Consider the following 19,397-nt stretch of genomic DNA (forward strand, 5'->3'; position numbering starts at 1 on the left):
ATGTCTTTAGTTTGCTGAAATGTCAAGTGATATATTGTCGCCCGGTAAGCGCATGCCGCACGGCAGGTTTTTGCGAATTCCGTTCTCTATGTTCCTGTCACGGCGAAGGTCGCCGGGGCAATAGATAATAGCGCATGAACTGTAGCCTGGTGACGTATAATACGCACGTTTTGGGCAAATCTACTGGATAAGGAGTATTTTGGCCGTGGATAGATGTGCTCTTTTTTCGAAAGATTTCGATAAGGGGCTTTTCTGTATTTATGGCTGAATCCTTGTGATATGGTTCCATTATACGGGTCCAAACAAGGGTTCGCAATCAATTTTTAAGTGAGTAGACATGAGGGGTGAGTAAAGTTGGCAGGACATCTTGTTCAGTATGGTCGACGCACTCGGCGGAGCTATGCGAGAATTAACGAGGTACTCGAGGTCCCGAACCTGATCGAGATCCAACAAAAATCTTATGATTGGTTTTTGGAGGAAGGATTGCGGGAAATGTTCCAGGACATCTCGCCGATCCAGGATTTCACAGGGAATTTGGTGCTAGAGTTCATTGATTACAGCCTGGGTGAACCGAAGTACACGGTTGACGACGCTAAAGAGCGGGACGTAACATATGCAGCTCCTCTGCGTGTGAAGGTGCGTCTCATCAATAAGGAGACCGGTGAGGTAAAAGAGCAGGAAGTGTTCATGGGAGATTTCCCTCTGATGACGGAAACCGGCACTTTTATTATCAATGGTGCGGAACGGGTTATTGTCAGCCAGTTGGTTCGCTCTCCAAGCGTCTATTTCAGCACAAAAGTGGATAAGAACGGCAAAAAAACTTACACCGCCACAGTAATTCCGAATCGCGGAGCCTGGCTGGAGCTTGAGACCGACGCTAAGGACATCATGTATGTCCGTATCGACCGGACTCGTAAGATCCCGGTAACAGTCCTCTTGCGTGCTCTGGGCTTCGGCAGTGATGCTGAAATTCTGGAACTGCTTGGCAATGATGAATATATTCGCAACACGCTGGATAAAGACAACACGGATTCCACGGAGAAGGCGCTTATTGAAATCTACGAGCGTCTGCGTCCGGGCGAACCACCTACACTTGATAATGCCAAGAGCTTGCTCGTCGCACGTTTCTTTGACCCGAAACGTTATGATTTGGCCAATGTAGGCCGTTACAAAATCAATAAAAAGCTGCATATTAAGAATCGTCTGTTCAATCAGCGTTTGGCACAGCCTTTGGTTGATGAGTCTACCGGAGAAATTCTGGCAGAATCCGGCCAAATGGTGGACCGCCGCCTGCTTGATGAGTTGATTCCTTATTTCGAGAAAAGTATGGCTGCCAAAAACTACCGTGTAACCGGTGGTGTAATGGACAGTGAAGATATTCCGCTTCAGACCATTGACGTATTCTCGCCAATCGAAGAAGGTCGTATCATCAAACTGATTGCCAATGGCAACATTGATAAATCAGTTAAGCATATTACTCAGGCTGATATTATATCCTCAATCAGCTACTTTATTAATTTGCTGCATGGTATCGGCAACACGGATGATATTGACCATTTGGGTAACCGACGTCTGCGTTCTGTAGGTGAGCTTCTGCAGAATCAGTTCCGTATCGGTCTGTCCCGTATGGAACGCGTGGTCCGCGAGAGAATGTCGATTCAGGATGCCAATGCGATTACACCGCAGGCACTGATCAATATCCGTCCAGTGATCGCGTCTATCAAAGAGTTCTTCGGCAGCTCGCAGCTGTCCCAGTTCATGGACCAGACGAATCCGCTTGCCGAGCTTACGCATAAGCGCCGTCTGTCTGCACTCGGACCCGGCGGTCTGACTCGTGAACGCGCAGGCTTTGAAGTCCGCGACGTCCATCACAGTCACTATGGCCGTATGTGTCCTATCGAGACTCCGGAAGGTCCGAATATCGGTCTGATCAACTCCTTGTCCACCTTCGCCCGCATCAATGAATACGGCTTTATCGAAGCCCCGTATCGTTGGGTAGATCCGAAGACAGGTAAGGTAACTGAGCAAATCGATTATCTGACTGCCGATGAAGAAGATAACTATGTAGTTGCACAGGCGAATGTACTGATCGATGAGGACGGCTCCTTCAAGGAAGACCAGGTTATCGTTCGTTACAACAAGGATTCAGACAACATCACTACCATGCCTAGCAATCGTGTAGACTACATGGACGTTTCGCCAAAACAGGTTGTATCCGTCGCGACGGCGCTCATTCCGTTCCTTGAGAACGATGACTCCAACCGCGCACTGATGGGATCGAACATGCAGCGTCAGGCCGTTCCGCTTCTTATCCCTAAGGCTCCGCTTGTAGGAACAGGGATGGAACATAAGTCTGCTAAAGACTCCGGCGTATGTATTGTCTCCAAATATGACGGTATTATCGAACGCTCCTCTGCCAATGAAATCTGGCTGCGCCGTGTGGAGGCAGTTGAGGGCAAGGAAGTCAAAGGCGATATCGTTAAATATAAATTACACAAATTCATGCGTTCGAACCAGGGTACCTGTATTAACCAGCGTCCACTGGCGAAGCGCGGGGATATCGTTAAAAAGGGTGACATCCTGGCTGATGGACCTTCCACAGAAATGGGCGAACTTGCGCTTGGCCGCAACGTAGTCGTTGCGTTCATGACTTGGGAAGGTTATAACTACGAGGATGCGATCCTGCTGAGTGAGAAGCTGGTGAAGGAAGATGTATACACTTCGATTCATATCGAGGAATACGAATCTGAAGCCCGTGATACGAAGCTCGGACCTGAAGAGATCACACGTGATATTCCTAACGTCGGTGAAGAGGCGCTCCGCAACTTGGATGAGCGCGGAATTATCCGTATCGGTGCGGAAATCAATGCCGGTGATATTCTGGTAGGTAAGGTTACTCCGAAGGGTGTAACTGAGCTGACTGCTGAGGAACGCCTGCTGCATGCGATCTTCGGTGAGAAAGCCCGTGAAGTTCGTGATACCTCCCTGCGCGTTCCGCATGGTAGTGATGGTATTATCGTTGACGTCAAAGTATTCACACGCGAGAACGGCGATGAGCTGCCTCCTGGCGTGAATCAACTGGTTCGTGTCTACATCGCCCAGAAGCGTAAGATTTCTGAAGGTGACAAGATGGCCGGACGTCACGGTAACAAGGGTGTCGTTGCCCGTATCCTGCCAGAAGAAGATATGCCGTTCCTTCCGGACGGTACGCCGGTACAGGTTGTCCTGAACCCGCTGGGCGTTCCTTCCCGTATGAACATCGGACAGGTGCTTGAAGTCCATATTGGTATGGCTGCACTGCGTCTGGGTATCCACGTGGCTACTCCGGTATTCGATGGAGCCCGTGAGTATGACGTGTTCGATACGATGGAAGAAGCCGGTATGCAGCGTAATGGTAAGACAGTGCTGTATGACGGACGTACAGGTGAGCGCTTCGAGCGTGAGGTTACTGTCGGTGTCATGCACATGATCAAGCTCGCGCACATGGTTGACGATAAGATTCATGCCCGTTCTACAGGTCCTTACTCACTCGTTACACAACAGCCACTGGGCGGTAAAGCTCAATTCGGCGGACAGCGTTTCGGGGAGATGGAAGTGTGGGCGCTTGAAGCTTACGGCGCGGCGTATACACTGCAAGAGATTTTGACCGTGAAATCCGATGATGTGGTCGGCCGTGTGAAAACGTACGAATCCATTGTCAAAGGTGAAAATGTTCCAGAACCGGGTGTACCGGAATCGTTCAAGGTATTGATCAAGGAACTGCAGTCGCTCGGTATGGATGTCAAAATCCTCAGCGGTGACGAGCAGGAGATCGAGATGAAGGAACTGGACGATGAGGACGAGACGTCAGGCGATAAGCTGAGCCTCAACTTGGAAGGCGCAGAAGTCGGCATAGAGTAGTTCACCAGCAAGCCACTAATTTCATTACACAAAGGACCATGCCCTCTGTTGACCTTAAGCGTCAAGAGAGGGCTGTGGTACTAAATCAGGATATAGGTTAAGGAGGGTTGCTCCTTGTTGGACGTTAACAATTTTGAATTTATGAAAATCGGGCTCGCTTCCCCGGAAAAAATTCGTTCTTGGTCCCGCGGAGAAGTTAAAAAACCGGAAACCATTAACTATCGTACATTGAAACCGGAAAAAGAGGGTCTCTTTTGCGAACGTATTTTTGGACCGCAAAAGGACTGGGAATGTCACTGTGGTAAATACAAACGCGTCCGTTATAAGGGCGTAGTGTGCGACCGCTGCGGCGTGGAAGTTACCCGCGCTAAAGTCCGCCGCGAACGTATGGGCCACATTGAACTGGCTGCTCCTGTATCTCATATCTGGTATTTCAAAGGTATTCCAAGCCGTATGGGTCTGGCGCTTGATATGTCTCCTAGATCGCTCGAAGAGATTATCTACTTTGCATCTTATGTTGTAACTGATCCAGGGGAAACTCCGCTGGAGAAGAAGCAACTGTTGTCCGAGAAAGAATACCGCAGCTACCGTGAGAAATACGGTTACGGATTCCAGGCCGGCATGGGTGCAGAAGCTGTCAAAAAGCTGCTTCAGGATATCGACATCGATAAAGAACTGGAATTCCTCAAAGAAGAGCTGCGTACCGCTCAAGGACAGCGCCGCAACCGGGCGATTAAACGTCTGGAAGTCATTGAGGCCTTCCGCAATTCCGGCAACAAGCCTGACTGGATGATCATGGATGTTCTCCCGGTTATCCCTCCGGAGCTTCGTCCAATGGTTCAGCTCGATGGCGGCCGTTTTGCTACGTCTGACCTTAATGACTTGTACCGCCGTGTAATTAACCGGAACAACCGTCTGAAAAGACTGCTGGACCTCGGCGCACCTGACATTATCGTTCAGAATGAGAAACGGATGCTTCAGGAAGCTGTAGATGCCCTGATTGACAACGGCCGCCGCGGCCGTCCTGTAACAGGACCAGGTAACCGTCCGCTCAAATCGCTCAGTCATATGCTTAAGGGTAAACAGGGGCGTTTCCGCCAGAACTTGCTCGGTAAACGTGTTGACTATTCCGGCCGTTCGGTTATCGTTGTAGGACCTTACCTGAAGATGTACCAATGCGGTCTTCCTAAGAAGATGGCACTGGAGCTGTTCAAACCGTTCGTAATGAAAGAACTGGTTAACAAAGGGCTTGCCCACAACATAAAGAGCGCGAAGCGCAAGGTTGAGCGCGTAAGTCCTGAAGTATGGGATGTGCTTGAAGAGGTAATCAGAGAGCATCCGGTTCTGCTGAACCGTGCCCCTACGCTGCACAGACTGGGTATCCAGGCATTCGAACCGATTCTGGTAGAAGGTCACGCAATCCGTCTTCACCCGCTCGTATGTACGGCTTACAATGCCGACTTTGACGGTGACCAGATGGCGGTACACGTTCCTCTGTCTGCTGAGGCTCAAGCTGAAGCACGTATTCTCATGCTGGCATCCGGTAACATTCTCAACCCTAAAGACGGCAAACCTGTCGTTACTCCTTCCCAGGATATGGTCCTTGGTACCTTCTACCTGACCATGGACAACAAGGAAGAGAAGGGTACCGGAATGATTCTGCGCAATGTGAACGAAGCAGTCTCTGCATATCAGCGCGGAACGGCGGGTCTGCATGCACGTGTGGCCATCCCTGCTAAGGCTCTGGGTAAAACCAGCTTCACAGAAGCGCAGCAGAATGCACTGCTGATCACAACTGTGGGTAAGATTATCTTCAACGAGATCTATCCAAGCAGCTTCCCGTATATCAACGAAGCTACCAAAACTAACCTGCTGCAGGGAACTCCTGAGAAGTACTTCATCTATGAAAAGGGTGCGGATGTCCGCGAACTGATCATGGCTGCTCCGGAGGCCAGTGCTGTAGGTAAAGAATATCTGGGCCTCATTATCGCCCGCTGCTTTGAGACGTATCACACTACCAAGACTTCAGTGATTCTGGATAAAATTAAGCAACTAGGCTTTACGTACTCTACACGTTCCGGTGTTACGGTTGCCGTATCGGATGTTATCGTGCCTGAGGAAAAAGCTACCATCCTTAAGGAATCCGAAGCTAAGGTTGATGTGGTTGCGAATCAATACCGCCGCGGTCTGATTACCAATGATGAGCGGTATGACCGCGTTATCGAGATTTGGTCGAAGACCAAGGATGATTTGACTAACGTATTGCTTAAATCGATGGACCGCTTCAACTCCATCATGCTCATGGTCGATTCTAAGGCGCGTGGTAACAAATCGCAGATCACCCAGCTCGGTGGTATGCGTGGTCTGATGGCAACACCTTCGGGCCGAATCTTTGAATTGCCAATCAAAGCGAATTTCCGTGAAGGCCTAACCGTCCTCGAGTACTTTATCTCCACTCACGGAGCGCGTAAAGGTCTGGCCGATACAGCGCTGCGTACAGCGGATTCCGGGTACCTGACACGCCGTCTGGTTGACGTAGCGCAGGATGTTATTGTCCGTGAAGAAGATTGCGGTACTGATAAAGGCTTCATGGTTAGCCGGATTCAGGATGGTAAAGAAGTCATTGAGGATCTCTACGACCGTATTGAAGGCCGTTATTCCTTCGAGACCGTCCGTCATCCGGAGACGAAGGAAATCATCGTTCACCGTAATGATCTGATTGATTCAGATAAGGCTGAAGAGATCGTGAATGCTGGTGTTACCAAGCTGCAGATCCGCTCTGTACTCAGCTGCCGTGCCCGTCACGGTGTCTGCAAGAAGTGCTACGGACGTAACCTGGCAACAGGTAAATTCGTGGAAATCGGGGAAGCTGTCGGTATTATTGCCGCACAATCCATCGGTGAACCGGGAACACAGCTTACCATGCGTACATTCCATACCGGTGGTGTAGCCGGAGACGATATCACGCAAGGTTTGCCGCGTATCCAGGAGCTATTTGAAGCCCGTAACCCTAAAGGTCAGGCTACAATCAGTGAGATTGACGGGGTAGTTAAGGAAATCCGTGAAACCAAGGACCGCCGCGAAATCGAGGTCCAGGGTGAAGCAGAGTCCAAGACGTATTCCATCACTTACGGCTCCCGTCTGCGTGTCAGCGAAGGCCAGGAGATTGAGGCCGGCGATGAATTAACAGACGGTTCAATTGACCCTAAAGAAATGCTGCGTATCAAAGGGATCCGCGGGGTACAGAACTACATTCTGCAAGAAGTACAGCGTGTATATCGTAACCAGGGCGTTGAAATCAATGATAAGCACATTGAAGTTATGATCAAGCAGATGCTGCGCAAAATCCGCATTATCGATGCCGGAGATACCAGTCTCCTGCCGGGTGCATTTGCGGATATTCATGAATATGAAGCAGCCAACAAGGAAGCTATTCTTTCCGGAAATGAACCCGCAGTCGCCAAACCGGTTCTGCTCGGGATCACCAAGGCATCCCTGGAAACTGATTCATTCCTGTCTGCGGCATCCTTCCAGGAAACTACCCGCGTCTTAACAGATGCAGCTATTAAGGGTAAAGTGGATAAACTGCTCGGTCTGAAAGAGAATGTAATCATCGGTAAGCTGATTCCTGCAGGTACAGGCATGAATCGTTACCGTAATGTGAAGTTGAGCGACCCGAATGCTGAAAGCAGTGAAGAAGCTTTAGAGCCGGTACCCGCTGAATAATTGAATACTCATGGCAAGCAGTATCAGCGTCACGCAGTGTTTTGGCGTGACGCGGCTGTCTGCTGTGATTATTAATAAATTTATTGTCGTTTTTCTTGACATCATGTGCTGAGGATGCTAATATGTCTAAGGTGCGTGAGTAGTCTTGTCATTCTTATTCAGTGGAGGTAATGGTTTTCATGACTGATGACAGAGGGTTACAGGATGCTCAGGTCAAGATCGGTTCCAAGCAAACCGTCAAGGCGGTGGAGTTGGGCCAAGCCGCAGAAGTCTATGTGGCAGAGGACGGAGATCAACGGCTTACTTCCAGAATTGTAATGCTTTGCAACAAACAAGGTGTGAAGGTCACGTATGTGGACACAATGCTGAATTTGGGCAAGGCCTGCGGTATAGAAGTTGGTGCTGCGATGGCAGCCGTCTTAAAACAATAGCAGCAAGAGAACGTTTTTGTACCGGGGTACACTTCGGCAGCAAGGACTTTTCATTTGTCTTTTTATGAACCACCTGGGTCTGTGGACTTAATGTTTGTAAATTGACTATCATTTCAGGAAGGGGGTGGCACAACATGCCAACTATCAATCAATTGGTTCGTAAAGGCCGTCAAGCCAAAATCGAAAAATCCAAATCTCCCGCTCTTCAAAAAGGGTTCAACGCCCTCAAGCGTGAGGCTACAAATTTGAGCGCTCCGCAGAAACGCGGTGTTTGCACTCGTGTAGGCACAATGACTCCACGTAAACCAAACTCAGCACTTCGTAAGTATGCCCGTGTTCGTCTGACGAACCGTCTTGAGGTGACTGCTTATATTCCGGGTATCGGACACAACCTTCAAGAGCACAGTGTAGTATTGCTGCGCGGAGGTAAAGTTAAGGACCTTGCAGGAGTTCGTTACCACATCGTTCGTGGTGCACTGGATACTGCAGGTGTTGCTAACCGGATGCAGGCTCGCTCCAAGTATGGTGCGAAACGTCCTAAAGTCAAGAAATAAGATGAGCTTATCAGTATCAGAATAATAACCATATAAGAAAGGGGGATATCCATGCCACGCAAAGGTCCAGTTACTAAAAGAGATGTATTGCCAGATCCATTGTATAATAGCAAGTTGGTTACTCGTTTGATCAACCGTATTATGCTGGGTGGTAAAAGAGGTGTCGCTCAAAGCATTTTGTACAATTCGTTCAAGTTGATTCAAGAACGTACAGGTAAAGAGCCGATGGAAGTTTTCGAAGCAGCCATCAAGAATATCATGCCTGTATTGGAAGTTAAAGCTCGTCGTGTCGGCGGTGCTAACTACCAAGTACCTATTGAGGTTAAACCTGAAAGACGTACTGCTTTGGGATTACGTTGGCTTGTAAACTACTCACGCAACCGTGGTGAGAAGACTATGGAAGAGCGTTTGGCGGCTGAGATTATCGATGCTTCCAACAACACAGGCGCTTCCGTTAAGAAACGTGAAGATACACACAAAATGGCTGAAGCGAACAAAGCGTTTGCTCACTACCGCTGGTAGGATTGCAGTCGTTCAAATAACTTCTATTTTGGAAGGAGATCCATTTCATGTCAAGAGAGTTCTCCTTAAAAAATACACGTAATATCGGGATCATGGCACATATTGATGCTGGTAAGACTACTACCACAGAGCGGATTCTTTTCTACACAGGCCGTACGCACAAAATCGGTGAAGTTCACGAGGGTGCTGCTACAATGGACTGGATGGAACAGGAGCAAGAGCGCGGAATCACGATTACTTCCGCTGCTACAACCGCTGCTTGGAAGGGTCACCGCATCAATATCATTGATACCCCAGGGCACGTTGACTTCACTGTTGAAGTTGAACGTTCCCTTCGTGTATTGGATGGGGCAGTTGGTGTATTTAGTGCGAAAGAGGGCGTTGAGCCTCAGTCCGAAACCGTATGGAGACAGGCTGACCGTTACGGCGTTCCCCGGATCGCATATGTGAACAAAATGGATATCATCGGTGCAGACTTCCTGAACGTTATCGACAGCATGCGTGACCGCCTGCAAGCCAATGCAGTTGCCATTCAATTGCCGATTGGTGCCGAGAACGACTTCACAGGAATCATTGACCTTGTTGAGCAGAAAGCTCACATCTTCAAGGATGACCTGGGTCAGAACATCGAAGTTACTGATATTCCTGCTGAATTCTTGGAGCAAGTTGAGACTCTGCGTACTGAACTGATTGAGAAGGTTGCAGAACTTGACGAAGATCTGACTATGAAGTATCTGGAAGGCGAAGAAATCACTGTGGCCGAGATCAAAGCTGCACTGCGCAAAGGCGTATGTGAAGTTAAGGTCTTCCCTGTAATTGTCGGATCCTCCTACCGTAACAAAGGCGTTCAGCTCATGATGGATGCTGTTGTTGATTACTTGCCATCCCCACTGGATGTACCGGCTATTCAAGGTCATCTGGAGGACGGTACAGAAGCGGTTCGTCACTCTTCGGACGAAGAACCATTTGCTGCACTGGCATTTAAAATCATGACAGACCCTTATGTGGGTAAACTCACGTTCTTCCGTGTATACTCCGGTATCCTGGAATCCGGTTCTTATGTAGTTAACGCTACTAAGAACAAGCGTGAGCGTATCGGCCGTATTCTGCAGATGCATGCGAACAGCCGCCAAGAAATCTCCATCGTATACGCTGGTGATATCGCGGCAGCCGTTGGTCTGAAAGATACAAGTACAGGCGATACACTCTGTGATGAGAAACATCCGGTTATCCTGGAGTCCATGAACTTCCCTGATCCGGTTATCGAAATCGCAGTTGAACCAAAAACCAAAGCTGACCAAGATAAATTGGGTGTTGCTCTCGGAAAGTTGACTGAAGAGGATCCTACTCTTCGTGCTCATACTGATGAAGAAACAGGCCAAACGATCCTGGCAGGTATGGGTGAGCTTCACCTGGATATTATCATCGACCGTATGCGCCGCGAATTCAAGGTAGAAACCAACGTGGGTAAACCACAGGTTGCTTACCGTGAGACATTCAAAGCACCAGCACGCGTTGAAGGTAAATTCGTTCGCCAATCCGGCGGTCGCGGTCAGTATGGTCACGTGTGGGTTGAGTTTGAACCTCTCGAGCCGGGTACTGGCAGCCAGTTCGAAAGTAAAGTTGTCGGTGGTTCTGTACCTAGAGAATACATCGCTCCTGCACTTGCCGGTATTGAAGAGCAAATGAAAAACGGCGTTATTGCAGGCTTCCCGCTTGTAGACGTTAAAGCTACCATCGTAGATGGTTCCTATCATGATGTTGACTCCAACGAAATGGCATTCAAAATTGCCGGCTCGATGGCACTCAAAGCAGCTAAAGACAAGTGTAAGCCTGTCCTGCTTGAGCCAATCATGAAAGTGGAAGTAACTGTTCCTGAGGAATACATGGGCGATGTAATGGGTATGCTGAACTCCCGTCGCGGTCGGATCGAAGGTATGGATTCCCGTGGTGGTGCGCAGATTATCCGTGCAAAGGTGCCTCTTTCCGAAATGTTCGGATACTCCACAACACTCCGTTCCGGTACTCAGGGACGCGGCGTATTCTCAATGGAACTTTCTCACTATGAAGAAGTGCCTAAATCCATTGCTGAAGAAATCGTAGCCAAGAACAAAGGCGGAGAATAAGCTTAATTTTTAACTTGCCGTCCGGGTATAACACTTAAGTCACCTTAGAATTGCAAATAGGCGGACGGCTCAAATATATGGACCCCACAATAAGGAGGAACTGTTCAAATGGCAAAGGCAAAGTTTGAACGTAACAAACCGCACGTTAACATTGGTACTATTGGTCACGTCGACCATGGTAAAACAACTCTGACTGCTGCAATCACAACTGTATTGTCCAAAAAATACGGTGGTGCTGCTGTAGCATTCGACCAAATCGATAAGGCTCCTGAAGAACGCGAACGCGGTATCACTATCTCCACCGCTCACGTTGAATATGAAACTCCTAACCGTCACTACGCTCACGTAGACTGCCCTGGACACGCCGACTATGTTAAAAACATGATCACTGGCGCAGCGCAAATGGACGGAGCGATCCTGGTTGTATCCGCAGCTGACGGCCCTATGCCACAGACTCGCGAGCACATCCTGCTGTCCCGTCAAGTAGGCGTTCCTTACATCGTTGTATTCCTGAACAAATGCGACATGGTTGAGGACGAAGAGTTGCTTGAATTGGTTGAAATGGAAGTTCGCGATCTGCTTAGCGAATACGACTTCCCAGGCGATGACACTCCAATCGTTCGCGGTTCAGCTCGTGAAGCTCTGCAGAACCCTGATGGCGAGTATGCACAGAAGATCGTTGAAATGTTCGAAACGATCGACACATACATCCCGCTTCCAGAACGTCAGACTGACAAGCCTTTCTTGATGCCTGTCGAAGATGTATTCTCCATCACTGGCCGCGGTACTGTGGCAACTGGTCGCGTAGAACGCGGAACAGTTAAAGTCGGAGAAGAAATCGAAATCGTTGGTATTCACGAAGAGAAGAAAAAATCCGTTGTTACCGGCGTAGAAATGTTCCGTAAATTGCTCGATTCCGCACAAGCGGGCGACAACATCGGCGCACTGCTGCGTGGTGTAGACCGTAACAACATCGAGCGCGGTCAAGTATTGGCTAAGCCAAACTCCGTTAACCCGCACACTGAGTTCACTGCTCAGATCTACGTTCTGACAAAAGAAGAAGGCGGACGTCACAAACCATTCTTCACTGGTTACCGTCCACAGTTCTACTTCCGTACAACAGACGTAACTGGCATCATCAACCTGCCAGAAGGTACTGAAATGGTTATGCCTGGTGACAACATCACCGTAACTGTTCAACTGATCTCCCCAATCGCTATTGAAGAAGGTACTAAATTCTCCATTCGCGAAGGCGGACGTACAGTTGGTGCCGGTTCCGTAGCTTCCATCCAGAAGTAATTCAGGCTCTATCCATTAGGATAGACTGAATATAAGTCAGGCCCCCTTCATTAGAAGGGGGCCTGTTTTGTTATGATAAAGTTTATGAATTAGATTTCTTTCGCATACTCCGCACTAGGCAGCTTGGACAGTACGACATATAGGCTAGAAGGGGAAGAACTATTATTTGTATAAGCGAAGGACTCGTCACCGGCAATGTAGATAGTCTCTCCTTGGATGAAGGAGAACTCTTCCTCATTAACATGGATTGCACCGTCTCCGTGTAAGGCGAGGATATATACATCTGCTCCGGGGTGTTTATGAAGAGGTAGCTTCTGCCCAGGCATGAAGTTGAGCACGAATACAACACTATCCCCTTTTTGGAAAATGATCTTTTTGGTAAAGCGCTCCTCCTGATACTGTACTGCCTCAGCTAATGTTTTCTTTTCCATTATAAATCCCTGCTTTCATTATATTGTATTATCTAAAGCTTAACTTCATACTCGCAATGCTCATGACCGGTGACATTACATTTGATCTCTTTAACTGAAACCTTGCGGCCGAGAATCCGGCACAGCGCACCTTCAATGATGGCTCCCTCCAGATCACAGACCATTTTTTCATCTTCAAGGGAAGGCAGTCCTTTGCAGAAACAATCGTCAACAGCAATATTAATTCTGCGTTCATCGGAATGAACTATACGTGGAATCCCGATTTTAAGCTCCTCAAAGATCTGCAGCAGCTCTTCCACGGAATGGACAGGCAGGCTCTCGCCGATCTTTCTGCCAATGGTAACAGTCGTTCCCTTTCCGCCTAACGGCAATCCCTGGTTCATTCCAATTAGACGGATCGTCCGGAATAGTTCAAGGGGTACCATGTTGCCCAGAGTTGTTCTATCCATCTGGCGCATATCCTCAAAAGTGTATTGCTGCAAGCCCATCAACTCCTTTTCTCTCTATGAACTTATTGTATAGCCAGCCGGTACGTTAATCCTTGATATAGATCAAGTTTAATGAAAATCTGTGCGTCCAGTCACCCGGTAGGGCTTCGATCATTGATATGGTGGGATAAGCGACAGTAAAGGAGGAATGATGTATGGATTGTAATACGTGCAGCTCTCATGCCTGTGTGCGCCAGGTTCCGGTATTCAGGAGCTTATCTGATGAAGAATTGGTTATCATAGAATCAATCACAGAATCTCATTCATATAAAAAGGGCAGCCAGGTCTGCAGAGAAGGAGAGCCGTCTGAAGCCTTGTACGTAGTGAAGAGCGGTCTTATCAAACTGACGAAGAACAGTAAAGAAGGCAAGCAGCACATTGTCCGCTTTCTTTTCCCGGGAGATTATTTCGGGCAGTTTGCCCTGCTTCATAATAAAAATAATGATGTAACGGCAGAGATTATAGAGAGCGGAGTGGTCTGCCGGATGCACCGGAAGGATTTCATTCCCCTGCTGGAGCAGAATGCGGGCCTGGCGTTTAGTTTTCTGATGTCAGTCAGTGAGCAGCTGCATCTGGCGGAAGAAACAGCAGGGGCGCTACATATGTTGGAAGTGGAAAAACGGTTAGCCCGGCTTCTGGTCTACTTGTATACGAGAAATCTGCCAGAGCCAGCAGTGACCATGCAAGACTTGAGATACTCGGTTGATCTCCCTTCGGCGCAAAAAGAAGTGGCAGCGATGATCGGCACTACTGCCGAGACCCTAAGCCGTAAGCTGAACAAGCTGGAAGCGCTGAAGATCATTGCTATGCATAAAAGAACTGTGAATATTCTGGAGATGGAGGCTCTAATTCAGCTCGCTGAAATCAGTAATTAATAATTTTCTGATAAAACCTTTAGTTTTTTAACTTTTTTTCTGGAAAAGGTGATTTGTTTTGCAAAGGCTCTTGCAATATAGCCGCCTATTAGATATAATAATAAATGTTGTTCTGAGACGTTGCGATGATGTGAGAGGTTACTGACACACCCGGCCCCTTTGCCATGAGGTCGACGTCAGAAAATTTTCGCGGAGTATGTCCGATAATAAATTGGGCGATAGAAGGAGGGACTAAAATGGCAAAGCAAAAAATTCGTATTCGCTTGAAAGCATACGACCACAGAATTCTTGATCAATCCGCAGAGAAAATCGTTGAAACAGCAAAACGTTCGGGTGCTGGTGTATCCGGGCCGATTCCGCTGCCAACTGAGAAGCAAATCATTACCATTCTCCGTGCGGTACACAAGTACAAGGATTCCCGTGAACAGTTTGAGCAACGGACTCACAAACGTTTGATCGATATTGTGAACCCAACACCACAAACTGTGGATGCCTTGATGCGCTTGGATCTACCGTCCGGTGTAGATATCGAAATCAAATTGTAATTCATTAAGTAACCAGGAAAAGAAAAGAGGTGTCAACATTGAAAGGTATCTTAGGAAAAAAACTCGGTATGACTCAAGTGTTTACTCCAGAAGGTAACGTAATCGCGGTTTCTGTTATCGAAGCTGGACCTTGTGTGGTACTGCAAAAGAAAGACCTGAATATCGACGGATATGAAGCAGTGCAGTTAGGTTTTTCCGATAAAAAGGAAAGTCGCTCTAACAAGCCTGAACAGGGTCACGCCAAAAAGGCAAATGCAACACCTAAGCGCTACGTTCGCGAAATTCGCGGTGTTGACCTCGGGTCACTCGAGGTTGGACAAGAGCTTAAGGCTGACATCTTCGCTGAAGGCGAGTTTGTTGACGTAACAGGTACTTCGAAGGGTAAAGGCTTCCAGGGTAACATCAAACGCTGGGGACAAAGCCGCGGACCAATGGCACACGGATCGCGCTACCACAGAAGACCGGGCTCGATGGGTTCCATCCAGGCTAACCGTGTTCCTAAGGGCAAACGCCTGCCAGGACATATGGGTCACACAACCGTAACGGTTCAAAAGCTTGAAATCATCCGGGTTGACGTAGAACGTAATGTACTGCTGGTTAAAGGCGCTATTCCGGGCCCTAAAAACAGCTTCGTGAAAGTTAAAGAAACCGTTAAGAAATAATTACTGAAGAAAGGAGGAACATGAAATGCCAAAAGTAACACTTTTCAATACTAGTGGTAACGAAGTTGGCGAAGTTGAACTGAGTGATTCAGTTTTTGGTATCGAACCGAATGTACATGTGCTGCATGAAGCTGCACTTATGCAAAGAGCTTCCCTTCGTCGCGGTACACACAAAGTAAAAGGACGCTCTGAAGTACGTGGCGGCGGACGTAAGCCTTGGAAACAAAAAGGTACAGGTCGTGCTCGTCAAGGCTCCATTCGTTCTCCACAATGGAAAGGCGGCGGCGTAGTCTTCGGACCAACACCACGCAGCTATTCCTGGAAATTGCCTAAGAAGGTTCGCCGGTTGGCCATCAAATCCGCGTTGTCCTCAAAAGTACTTGAGAATGACATTATCGTATTGGATAGCTTGACTCTGAATGCTCCGAAGACGAAAGAATTCGCAGCGATTCTGAACAATCTTAAAGTGGGCAGCAAAGCCCTGATCGTAGCTCCTAGCTATGATGACAATGTAGCACTTTCCGCTCGTAACATCCCTGGGGTGAAATTCGTAGCGGCTGACGGCATCAATGTTCTTGACGTACTGACGTACGACAAACTGATCATCACTAAAGAAGCAGTTCTGAAGGTAGAGGAGGTGTTCGCGTAATGAAAGATCCTCGTGATATAATTAAGCGTCCAGTGATTACGGAACGCACATCCGAATACATGAGCGAACTGAAGTACGCTTTTGAAGTGGATATCCGTGCTAACAAGACCGAAATCAAAAAAGCTGTCGAGGCTATTTTTAAAGTGAAAGTCGTTAGTGTGAACACAATGCGCGTACCTGGTAAACTGAAACGTTACGGCAAATATTCCGGTTATACTCCGGAGTGGAAAAAAGCCATCGTGAAGCTTAGCCCGGACAGCAAGCCGCTTGAGTTCTTTGAAGCGGTAGAATAATACTCTTAAAGTAAGGAGGAAACTATAGTGCCAATCAAAAAGTACAAACCGACCTCTCCGGCAAGACGCAACATGTCTGTGTCTACGTTTGAAGAAATCACAACAAACCAGCCAGAGAAATCGTTGCTGTCCCCGCTGTTCAAGCATGCCGGACGCAACAACCAAGGTAAAATTACGGTTCGTCACCATGGCGGCGGACACAAACGTAAATACCGTATCATCGACTTCAAACGGACTAAAGACGGCATACCAGGTAGCGTTGCTACAATCGAGTATGACCCGAACCGTACTTCCAATATTGCTTTGATCCACTATGCTGATGGAGAGAAACGTTATATCATCGCTCCTAAAGGCCTTAAAGTTGGGGATAAAGTTGAGTCCGGTCCTACTGCGGATATCAAAATTGGTAACAGCCTTCCGTTGATCAACATCCCGGTAGGTACAGTTATCCACAATATCGAGTTGAAACCAGGCAAAGGCGGACAATTGGTTCGTGCTGCCGGTACTGAAGCTCAGTTGCTGGGTAAAGAAGATAAATACGTATCTGTTCGTTTGAACTCTGGTGAGGTTCGCAGAATCCTCAGCGTTTGCCGTGCGACTATCGGAGCCGTAGGTAACGGAGATCACGAGCTGATCAAGATTGGTAAAGCCGGACGCAGCCGCTGGCTCGGACGTCGTCCTGAAGTACGCGGTGTTGTCATGAACCCTAACGATCACCCACACGGTGGTGGTGAAGGCCGCGCTCCAATCGGACGGAAATCGCCAATGTCACCTTGGGGCAAACCAACCCTCGGCTACAAAACGCGTAAGAAAAACAAAGCATCTGATAAATATATCGTTCGTCGCCGCACAAAATAAGACGCTTCAGGCAAGTTGATTAAGCGCGAAGCGTCGATTCGCGGTTTTGAAGAACCGGATGAAGGGAGGATTCACACATGGGTCGCAGTTTAAAGAAGGGGCCGTTCATCGATGGCTACCTGCTGAAAAAAGTTGAGGATTTGAACGAGACAGACAAGAAAGTCGTAGTAAAAACCTGGTCCCGTCGCTCAACCATTTTCCCTCAGTTTATCGGACATACGTTTGGTGTATATGACGGCCGCAAACACGTGCCTGTATACGTAACAGAAGATATGGTAGGTCACAAGTTGGGCGAGTTCGCGCCAACACGTACTTACAAAGGCCACGCGGGTGACGATAAGAAAACCAGAAGATAATTAACGTCTTCGTTTGAGAGGAGGGAAAACAATGGAAGCAAAAGCACATGCAAGATCGGTGCGGATTTCCGCTCGTAAAGCGAAACTGGTTGTTGACTTGATTCGCGGCAAGCAAGTGGGGGAAGCAATTGCAATTCTTCGCCACACTCCGAAGTCCGCTTCTCCGGTTGTTGAGAAGCTACTGAACTCGGCGATTGCGAACGCTGAGCATAACTACTCTATGGACGTGAACAGCTTATTCGTAAGCGAAGTTTTCGTTAACCAGGGTCCTACAATGAAACGTTTCCGTCCGCGCGCCATGGGCCGCGCAAGCCGGATCAATAAACGTACCAGCCACATTACTTTGGTGGTATCTGAGAAATAAGGAGGGATAACACGTGGGTCAAAAGGTAAATCCAGTCGGACTCCGAGTCGGTATTATTCGCGATTGGGAATCAAAATGGTATGCAGGCAAAGATTTCGGTACTCTTTTAATGGAAGACGTCAAAATCCGGGAATACCTTAAAGGCAAGTTGAAAGATTCCTCTGTTTCCCGCATCGAGATCGAAAGAGCGGCAAGCCGAGTGAACGTTACAATTCACACTGCCAAGCCAGGTATGGTAATTGGTAAAGGCGGAGCAGAAGTAGAAGTACTTCGCAGCGCAGTTACAGCTATCGCTGGCGGTAAGAAAGTGCACATCAACATCAATGAAATCAAACACCCTGAACTGGATGCTATTCTTGTTGCTGAAAGCATTGCACAACAGCTGGAACGTCGCGTATCGTTCCGTCGTGCTCTGAAACAAGCGATTCAAAGAACTATGCGTTCCGGCGCAAAGGGTATTAAAACTCAGGTTGGCGGACGTCTTGGCGGCGCTGAGATTGCCCGTTCAGAAGGTTATAGCGAAGGAACAGTTCCACTTCATACGCTTCGTGCTGATATCGATTACGGAACAGCTGAAGCACATACAACTTACGGCCGTATCGGCGTAAAAGTATGGATTTATCGTGGAGAAGTTCTTCCCCCAGCTAAGAAACAAGCTGCTCAGGAAGGAGGCAACTAATCATGTTGGTACCAAAGCGCGTTAAACACCGCAAGCAACAACGCGGTCACATGAAGGGTATGGCAAAAGGCGGAACCGAACTTAACTTCGGGGAATTCGGTTTGCAGGCACTGGAGCCATCTTGGATCACTAACCGTCAGATCGAAGCTGCACGTATCGCAATGACACGTTACATCAAACGTGGCGGTCAGGTTTGGATCAAGATTTTCCCGGATAAGCCAATCACTCAGAAGCCTCTCGAGGTTCGTATGGGTAGTGGTAAAGGTAACGTTGAGAAATGGGTAGCTGTAGTTAAACCGGGTAAGATTATGTTCGAACTCGGAGGCGTGTCGGAAGAAATCGCTCGTGAAGCGATGCGTCTTGCCGCTCACAAGCTGCCTGTAAAGACTAAGTTTGTGAAACGTGAAGAATTGGGTGGTGAAGCAAATGAAAGCTAATGAACTTCGCAACTTAACCACTGCTGAGATTGAACAGAAAATCGCCGGTTTCAAGGAAGAACTTTTCAATCTCCGTTTCCAATTGGCAACAGGCCAACTGGATAACCCGACTCGGATTCGTGATGTGCGTAAGGAAATAGCTCGTGCTAAAACCGTTATCCATCAAAGAGTACTTGGGATTAGTTAAGTGACGGCGGATGCA

Annotated in this window: 20 protein-coding genes; 18 read left to right on the forward strand and 2 right to left on the reverse strand. The window is 48.2% G+C overall.

Annotation, left to right across the window (positions count from 1 at the left end; translation table 11 throughout):
• Window positions 1–354 precede the first annotated feature (354 nt).
• From rpoB to tuf, 7 genes are all read left to right on the forward strand, one after another.
• The gene (gene rpoB / locus MKX63_RS07895) at window positions 355–3,900 is read left to right on the forward strand and encodes a DNA-directed RNA polymerase subunit beta (protein WP_036721858.1); all 3,546 of its coding nucleotides are present in this window, start codon (window positions 355–357) and stop codon (window positions 3,898–3,900) included.
• Window positions 3,901–4,014: 114 nt separating this feature from the next.
• Complete coding sequence (rpoC, locus tag MKX63_RS07900) at window positions 4,015–7,626, forward strand: DNA-directed RNA polymerase subunit beta' (protein WP_341016377.1); 3,612 nt, start codon at window positions 4,015–4,017, stop codon at window positions 7,624–7,626.
• A gap of 179 nt (window positions 7,627–7,805) precedes the next feature.
• Window positions 7,806–8,057 (forward strand): ribosomal L7Ae/L30e/S12e/Gadd45 family protein, encoded by a 252-nt coding sequence (locus MKX63_RS07905; RefSeq protein ID WP_036692367.1) that lies wholly within the window; start codon window positions 7,806–7,808, stop codon window positions 8,055–8,057.
• A 134-nt stretch (window positions 8,058–8,191) separates the two neighbouring features.
• Window positions 8,192–8,611 (forward strand): 30S ribosomal protein S12, encoded by a 420-nt coding sequence (gene rpsL / locus MKX63_RS07910; protein WP_036721853.1) that lies wholly within the window; start codon window positions 8,192–8,194, stop codon window positions 8,609–8,611.
• Window positions 8,612–8,662: 51 nt separating this feature from the next.
• Entirely contained in the window at window positions 8,663–9,133 is a 471-nt protein-coding gene (gene rpsG, locus MKX63_RS07915; protein WP_020427074.1) for a 30S ribosomal protein S7, read from the forward strand.
• Between the two features lie 47 nt (window positions 9,134–9,180).
• Complete coding sequence (fusA, locus tag MKX63_RS07920) at window positions 9,181–11,259, forward strand: elongation factor G (protein ID WP_341016378.1); 2,079 nt, start codon at window positions 9,181–9,183, stop codon at window positions 11,257–11,259.
• A gap of 108 nt (window positions 11,260–11,367) precedes the next feature.
• Complete coding sequence (gene tuf / locus MKX63_RS07925) at window positions 11,368–12,558, forward strand: elongation factor Tu (RefSeq protein WP_341016379.1); 1,191 nt, start codon at window positions 11,368–11,370, stop codon at window positions 12,556–12,558.
• 89 nt (window positions 12,559–12,647) lie between these two features.
• Here tuf and MKX63_RS07930 read toward each other — a convergent pair whose 3' ends face one another.
• Together MKX63_RS07930 and MKX63_RS07935 are read right to left on the reverse strand one after the other, a co-directional pair.
• Window positions 12,648–12,989 carry a cupin domain-containing protein gene (locus MKX63_RS07930; protein WP_341016380.1) on the reverse strand — a complete coding sequence of 114 codons (342 nt, stop codon included), beginning with the start codon at window positions 12,987–12,989 and terminating at the stop codon, window positions 12,648–12,650.
• 32 nt (window positions 12,990–13,021) lie between these two features.
• Window positions 13,022–13,438, reverse strand: a complete 417-nt coding sequence (locus tag MKX63_RS07935) for a V4R domain-containing protein (RefSeq protein WP_341016381.1) — start codon at window positions 13,436–13,438, stop codon at window positions 13,022–13,024.
• Window positions 13,439–13,632: 194 nt separating this feature from the next.
• Between MKX63_RS07935 and MKX63_RS07940 the strand changes: the two genes are divergently transcribed.
• The 11 genes from MKX63_RS07940 (at window position 13,633) to rpmC (ending at window position 19,382) form a co-directional block, all read left to right on the forward strand.
• Window positions 13,633–14,352, forward strand: coding sequence for a Crp/Fnr family transcriptional regulator (locus MKX63_RS07940; protein ID WP_341016382.1), 720 nt, complete (start codon window positions 13,633–13,635; stop codon window positions 14,350–14,352).
• 236 nt (window positions 14,353–14,588) lie between these two features.
• The gene (gene rpsJ, locus MKX63_RS07945; protein ID WP_017692074.1) at window positions 14,589–14,897 is read left to right on the forward strand and encodes a 30S ribosomal protein S10; all 309 of its coding nucleotides are present in this window, start codon (window positions 14,589–14,591) and stop codon (window positions 14,895–14,897) included.
• 38 nt (window positions 14,898–14,935) lie between these two features.
• A complete protein-coding gene (gene rplC, locus MKX63_RS07950; RefSeq protein WP_341016383.1) occupies window positions 14,936–15,559 on the forward strand; it encodes a 50S ribosomal protein L3 in 624 nt (207 codons plus the stop codon).
• A 25-nt stretch (window positions 15,560–15,584) separates the two neighbouring features.
• Complete coding sequence (gene rplD / locus MKX63_RS07955) at window positions 15,585–16,208, forward strand: 50S ribosomal protein L4 (protein ID WP_036721837.1); 624 nt, start codon at window positions 15,585–15,587, stop codon at window positions 16,206–16,208.
• A complete protein-coding gene (gene rplW, locus MKX63_RS07960; RefSeq protein ID WP_019908225.1) occupies window positions 16,208–16,501 on the forward strand; it encodes a 50S ribosomal protein L23 in 294 nt (97 codons plus the stop codon). The genes rplD and rplW overlap by 1 nt, the downstream gene beginning before the upstream one ends.
• A 27-nt stretch (window positions 16,502–16,528) precedes the next feature.
• Window positions 16,529–17,359, forward strand: a complete 831-nt coding sequence (gene rplB / locus MKX63_RS07965; RefSeq protein WP_341016385.1) for a 50S ribosomal protein L2 — start codon at window positions 16,529–16,531, stop codon at window positions 17,357–17,359.
• A 77-nt stretch (window positions 17,360–17,436) separates the two neighbouring features.
• A complete protein-coding gene (rpsS, locus tag MKX63_RS07970) occupies window positions 17,437–17,715 on the forward strand; it encodes a 30S ribosomal protein S19 (RefSeq protein ID WP_036692395.1) in 279 nt (92 codons plus the stop codon).
• Between the two features lie 31 nt (window positions 17,716–17,746).
• Window positions 17,747–18,079, forward strand: coding sequence for a 50S ribosomal protein L22 (gene rplV, locus MKX63_RS07975; protein WP_019908228.1), 333 nt, complete (start codon window positions 17,747–17,749; stop codon window positions 18,077–18,079).
• A 13-nt stretch (window positions 18,080–18,092) separates the two neighbouring features.
• Complete coding sequence (gene rpsC / locus MKX63_RS07980) at window positions 18,093–18,758, forward strand: 30S ribosomal protein S3 (RefSeq protein WP_341016387.1); 666 nt, start codon at window positions 18,093–18,095, stop codon at window positions 18,756–18,758.
• A 2-nt stretch (window positions 18,759–18,760) separates the two neighbouring features.
• A complete protein-coding gene (rplP, locus tag MKX63_RS07985; protein WP_020427064.1) occupies window positions 18,761–19,195 on the forward strand; it encodes a 50S ribosomal protein L16 in 435 nt (144 codons plus the stop codon).
• Complete coding sequence (gene rpmC / locus MKX63_RS07990; RefSeq protein WP_019908232.1) at window positions 19,185–19,382, forward strand: 50S ribosomal protein L29; 198 nt, start codon at window positions 19,185–19,187, stop codon at window positions 19,380–19,382. Before rplP ends, rpmC begins: the two co-directional genes overlap by 11 nt.
• Window positions 19,383–19,397: the final 15 nt, after the last annotated feature.

Source organism: Paenibacillus sp. FSL R7-0179, from assembly GCF_038002265.1.
Lineage (GTDB): Bacteria > Bacillota > Bacilli > Paenibacillales > Paenibacillaceae > Paenibacillus_AQ.

What these genes read in the sequence shown, in the direction of transcription:
- MKX63_RS07940 (WP_341016382.1), top strand. Translation starts at nt 13,633, where the DNA reads ATGGATTGTAATACGTGCAGCTCTCATGCCTGTGTGCGCCAGGTTCCG.
- MKX63_RS07905 (WP_036692367.1), top strand. Translation starts at nt 7,806, where the DNA reads ATGACTGATGACAGAGGGTTACAGGATGCTCAGGTCAAGATCGGTTCC.
- rpsL (WP_036721853.1), top strand. Translation starts at nt 8,192, where the DNA reads ATGCCAACTATCAATCAATTGGTTCGTAAAGGCCGTCAAGCCAAAATC.
- MKX63_RS07935 (WP_341016381.1), bottom strand. Translation starts at nt 13,438, where the DNA reads ATGGATAGAACAACTCTGGGCAACATGGTACCCCTTGAACTATTCCGG.
- rplD (WP_036721837.1), top strand. Translation starts at nt 15,585, where the DNA reads ATGCCAAAAGTAACACTTTTCAATACTAGTGGTAACGAAGTTGGCGAA.
- fusA (WP_341016378.1), top strand. Translation starts at nt 9,181, where the DNA reads ATGTCAAGAGAGTTCTCCTTAAAAAATACACGTAATATCGGGATCATG.
- rpsS (WP_036692395.1), top strand. Translation starts at nt 17,437, where the DNA reads ATGGGTCGCAGTTTAAAGAAGGGGCCGTTCATCGATGGCTACCTGCTG.
- rplV (WP_019908228.1), top strand. Translation starts at nt 17,747, where the DNA reads ATGGAAGCAAAAGCACATGCAAGATCGGTGCGGATTTCCGCTCGTAAA.
- rplP (WP_020427064.1), top strand. Translation starts at nt 18,761, where the DNA reads ATGTTGGTACCAAAGCGCGTTAAACACCGCAAGCAACAACGCGGTCAC.
- tuf (WP_341016379.1), top strand. Translation starts at nt 11,368, where the DNA reads ATGGCAAAGGCAAAGTTTGAACGTAACAAACCGCACGTTAACATTGGT.
- rpmC (WP_019908232.1), top strand. Translation starts at nt 19,185, where the DNA reads ATGAAAGCTAATGAACTTCGCAACTTAACCACTGCTGAGATTGAACAG.
- MKX63_RS07930 (WP_341016380.1), bottom strand. Translation starts at nt 12,989, where the DNA reads ATGGAAAAGAAAACATTAGCTGAGGCAGTACAGTATCAGGAGGAGCGC.
- rplW (WP_019908225.1), top strand. Translation starts at nt 16,208, where the DNA reads ATGAAAGATCCTCGTGATATAATTAAGCGTCCAGTGATTACGGAACGC.
- rpsG (WP_020427074.1), top strand. Translation starts at nt 8,663, where the DNA reads ATGCCACGCAAAGGTCCAGTTACTAAAAGAGATGTATTGCCAGATCCA.
- rpsJ (WP_017692074.1), top strand. Translation starts at nt 14,589, where the DNA reads ATGGCAAAGCAAAAAATTCGTATTCGCTTGAAAGCATACGACCACAGA.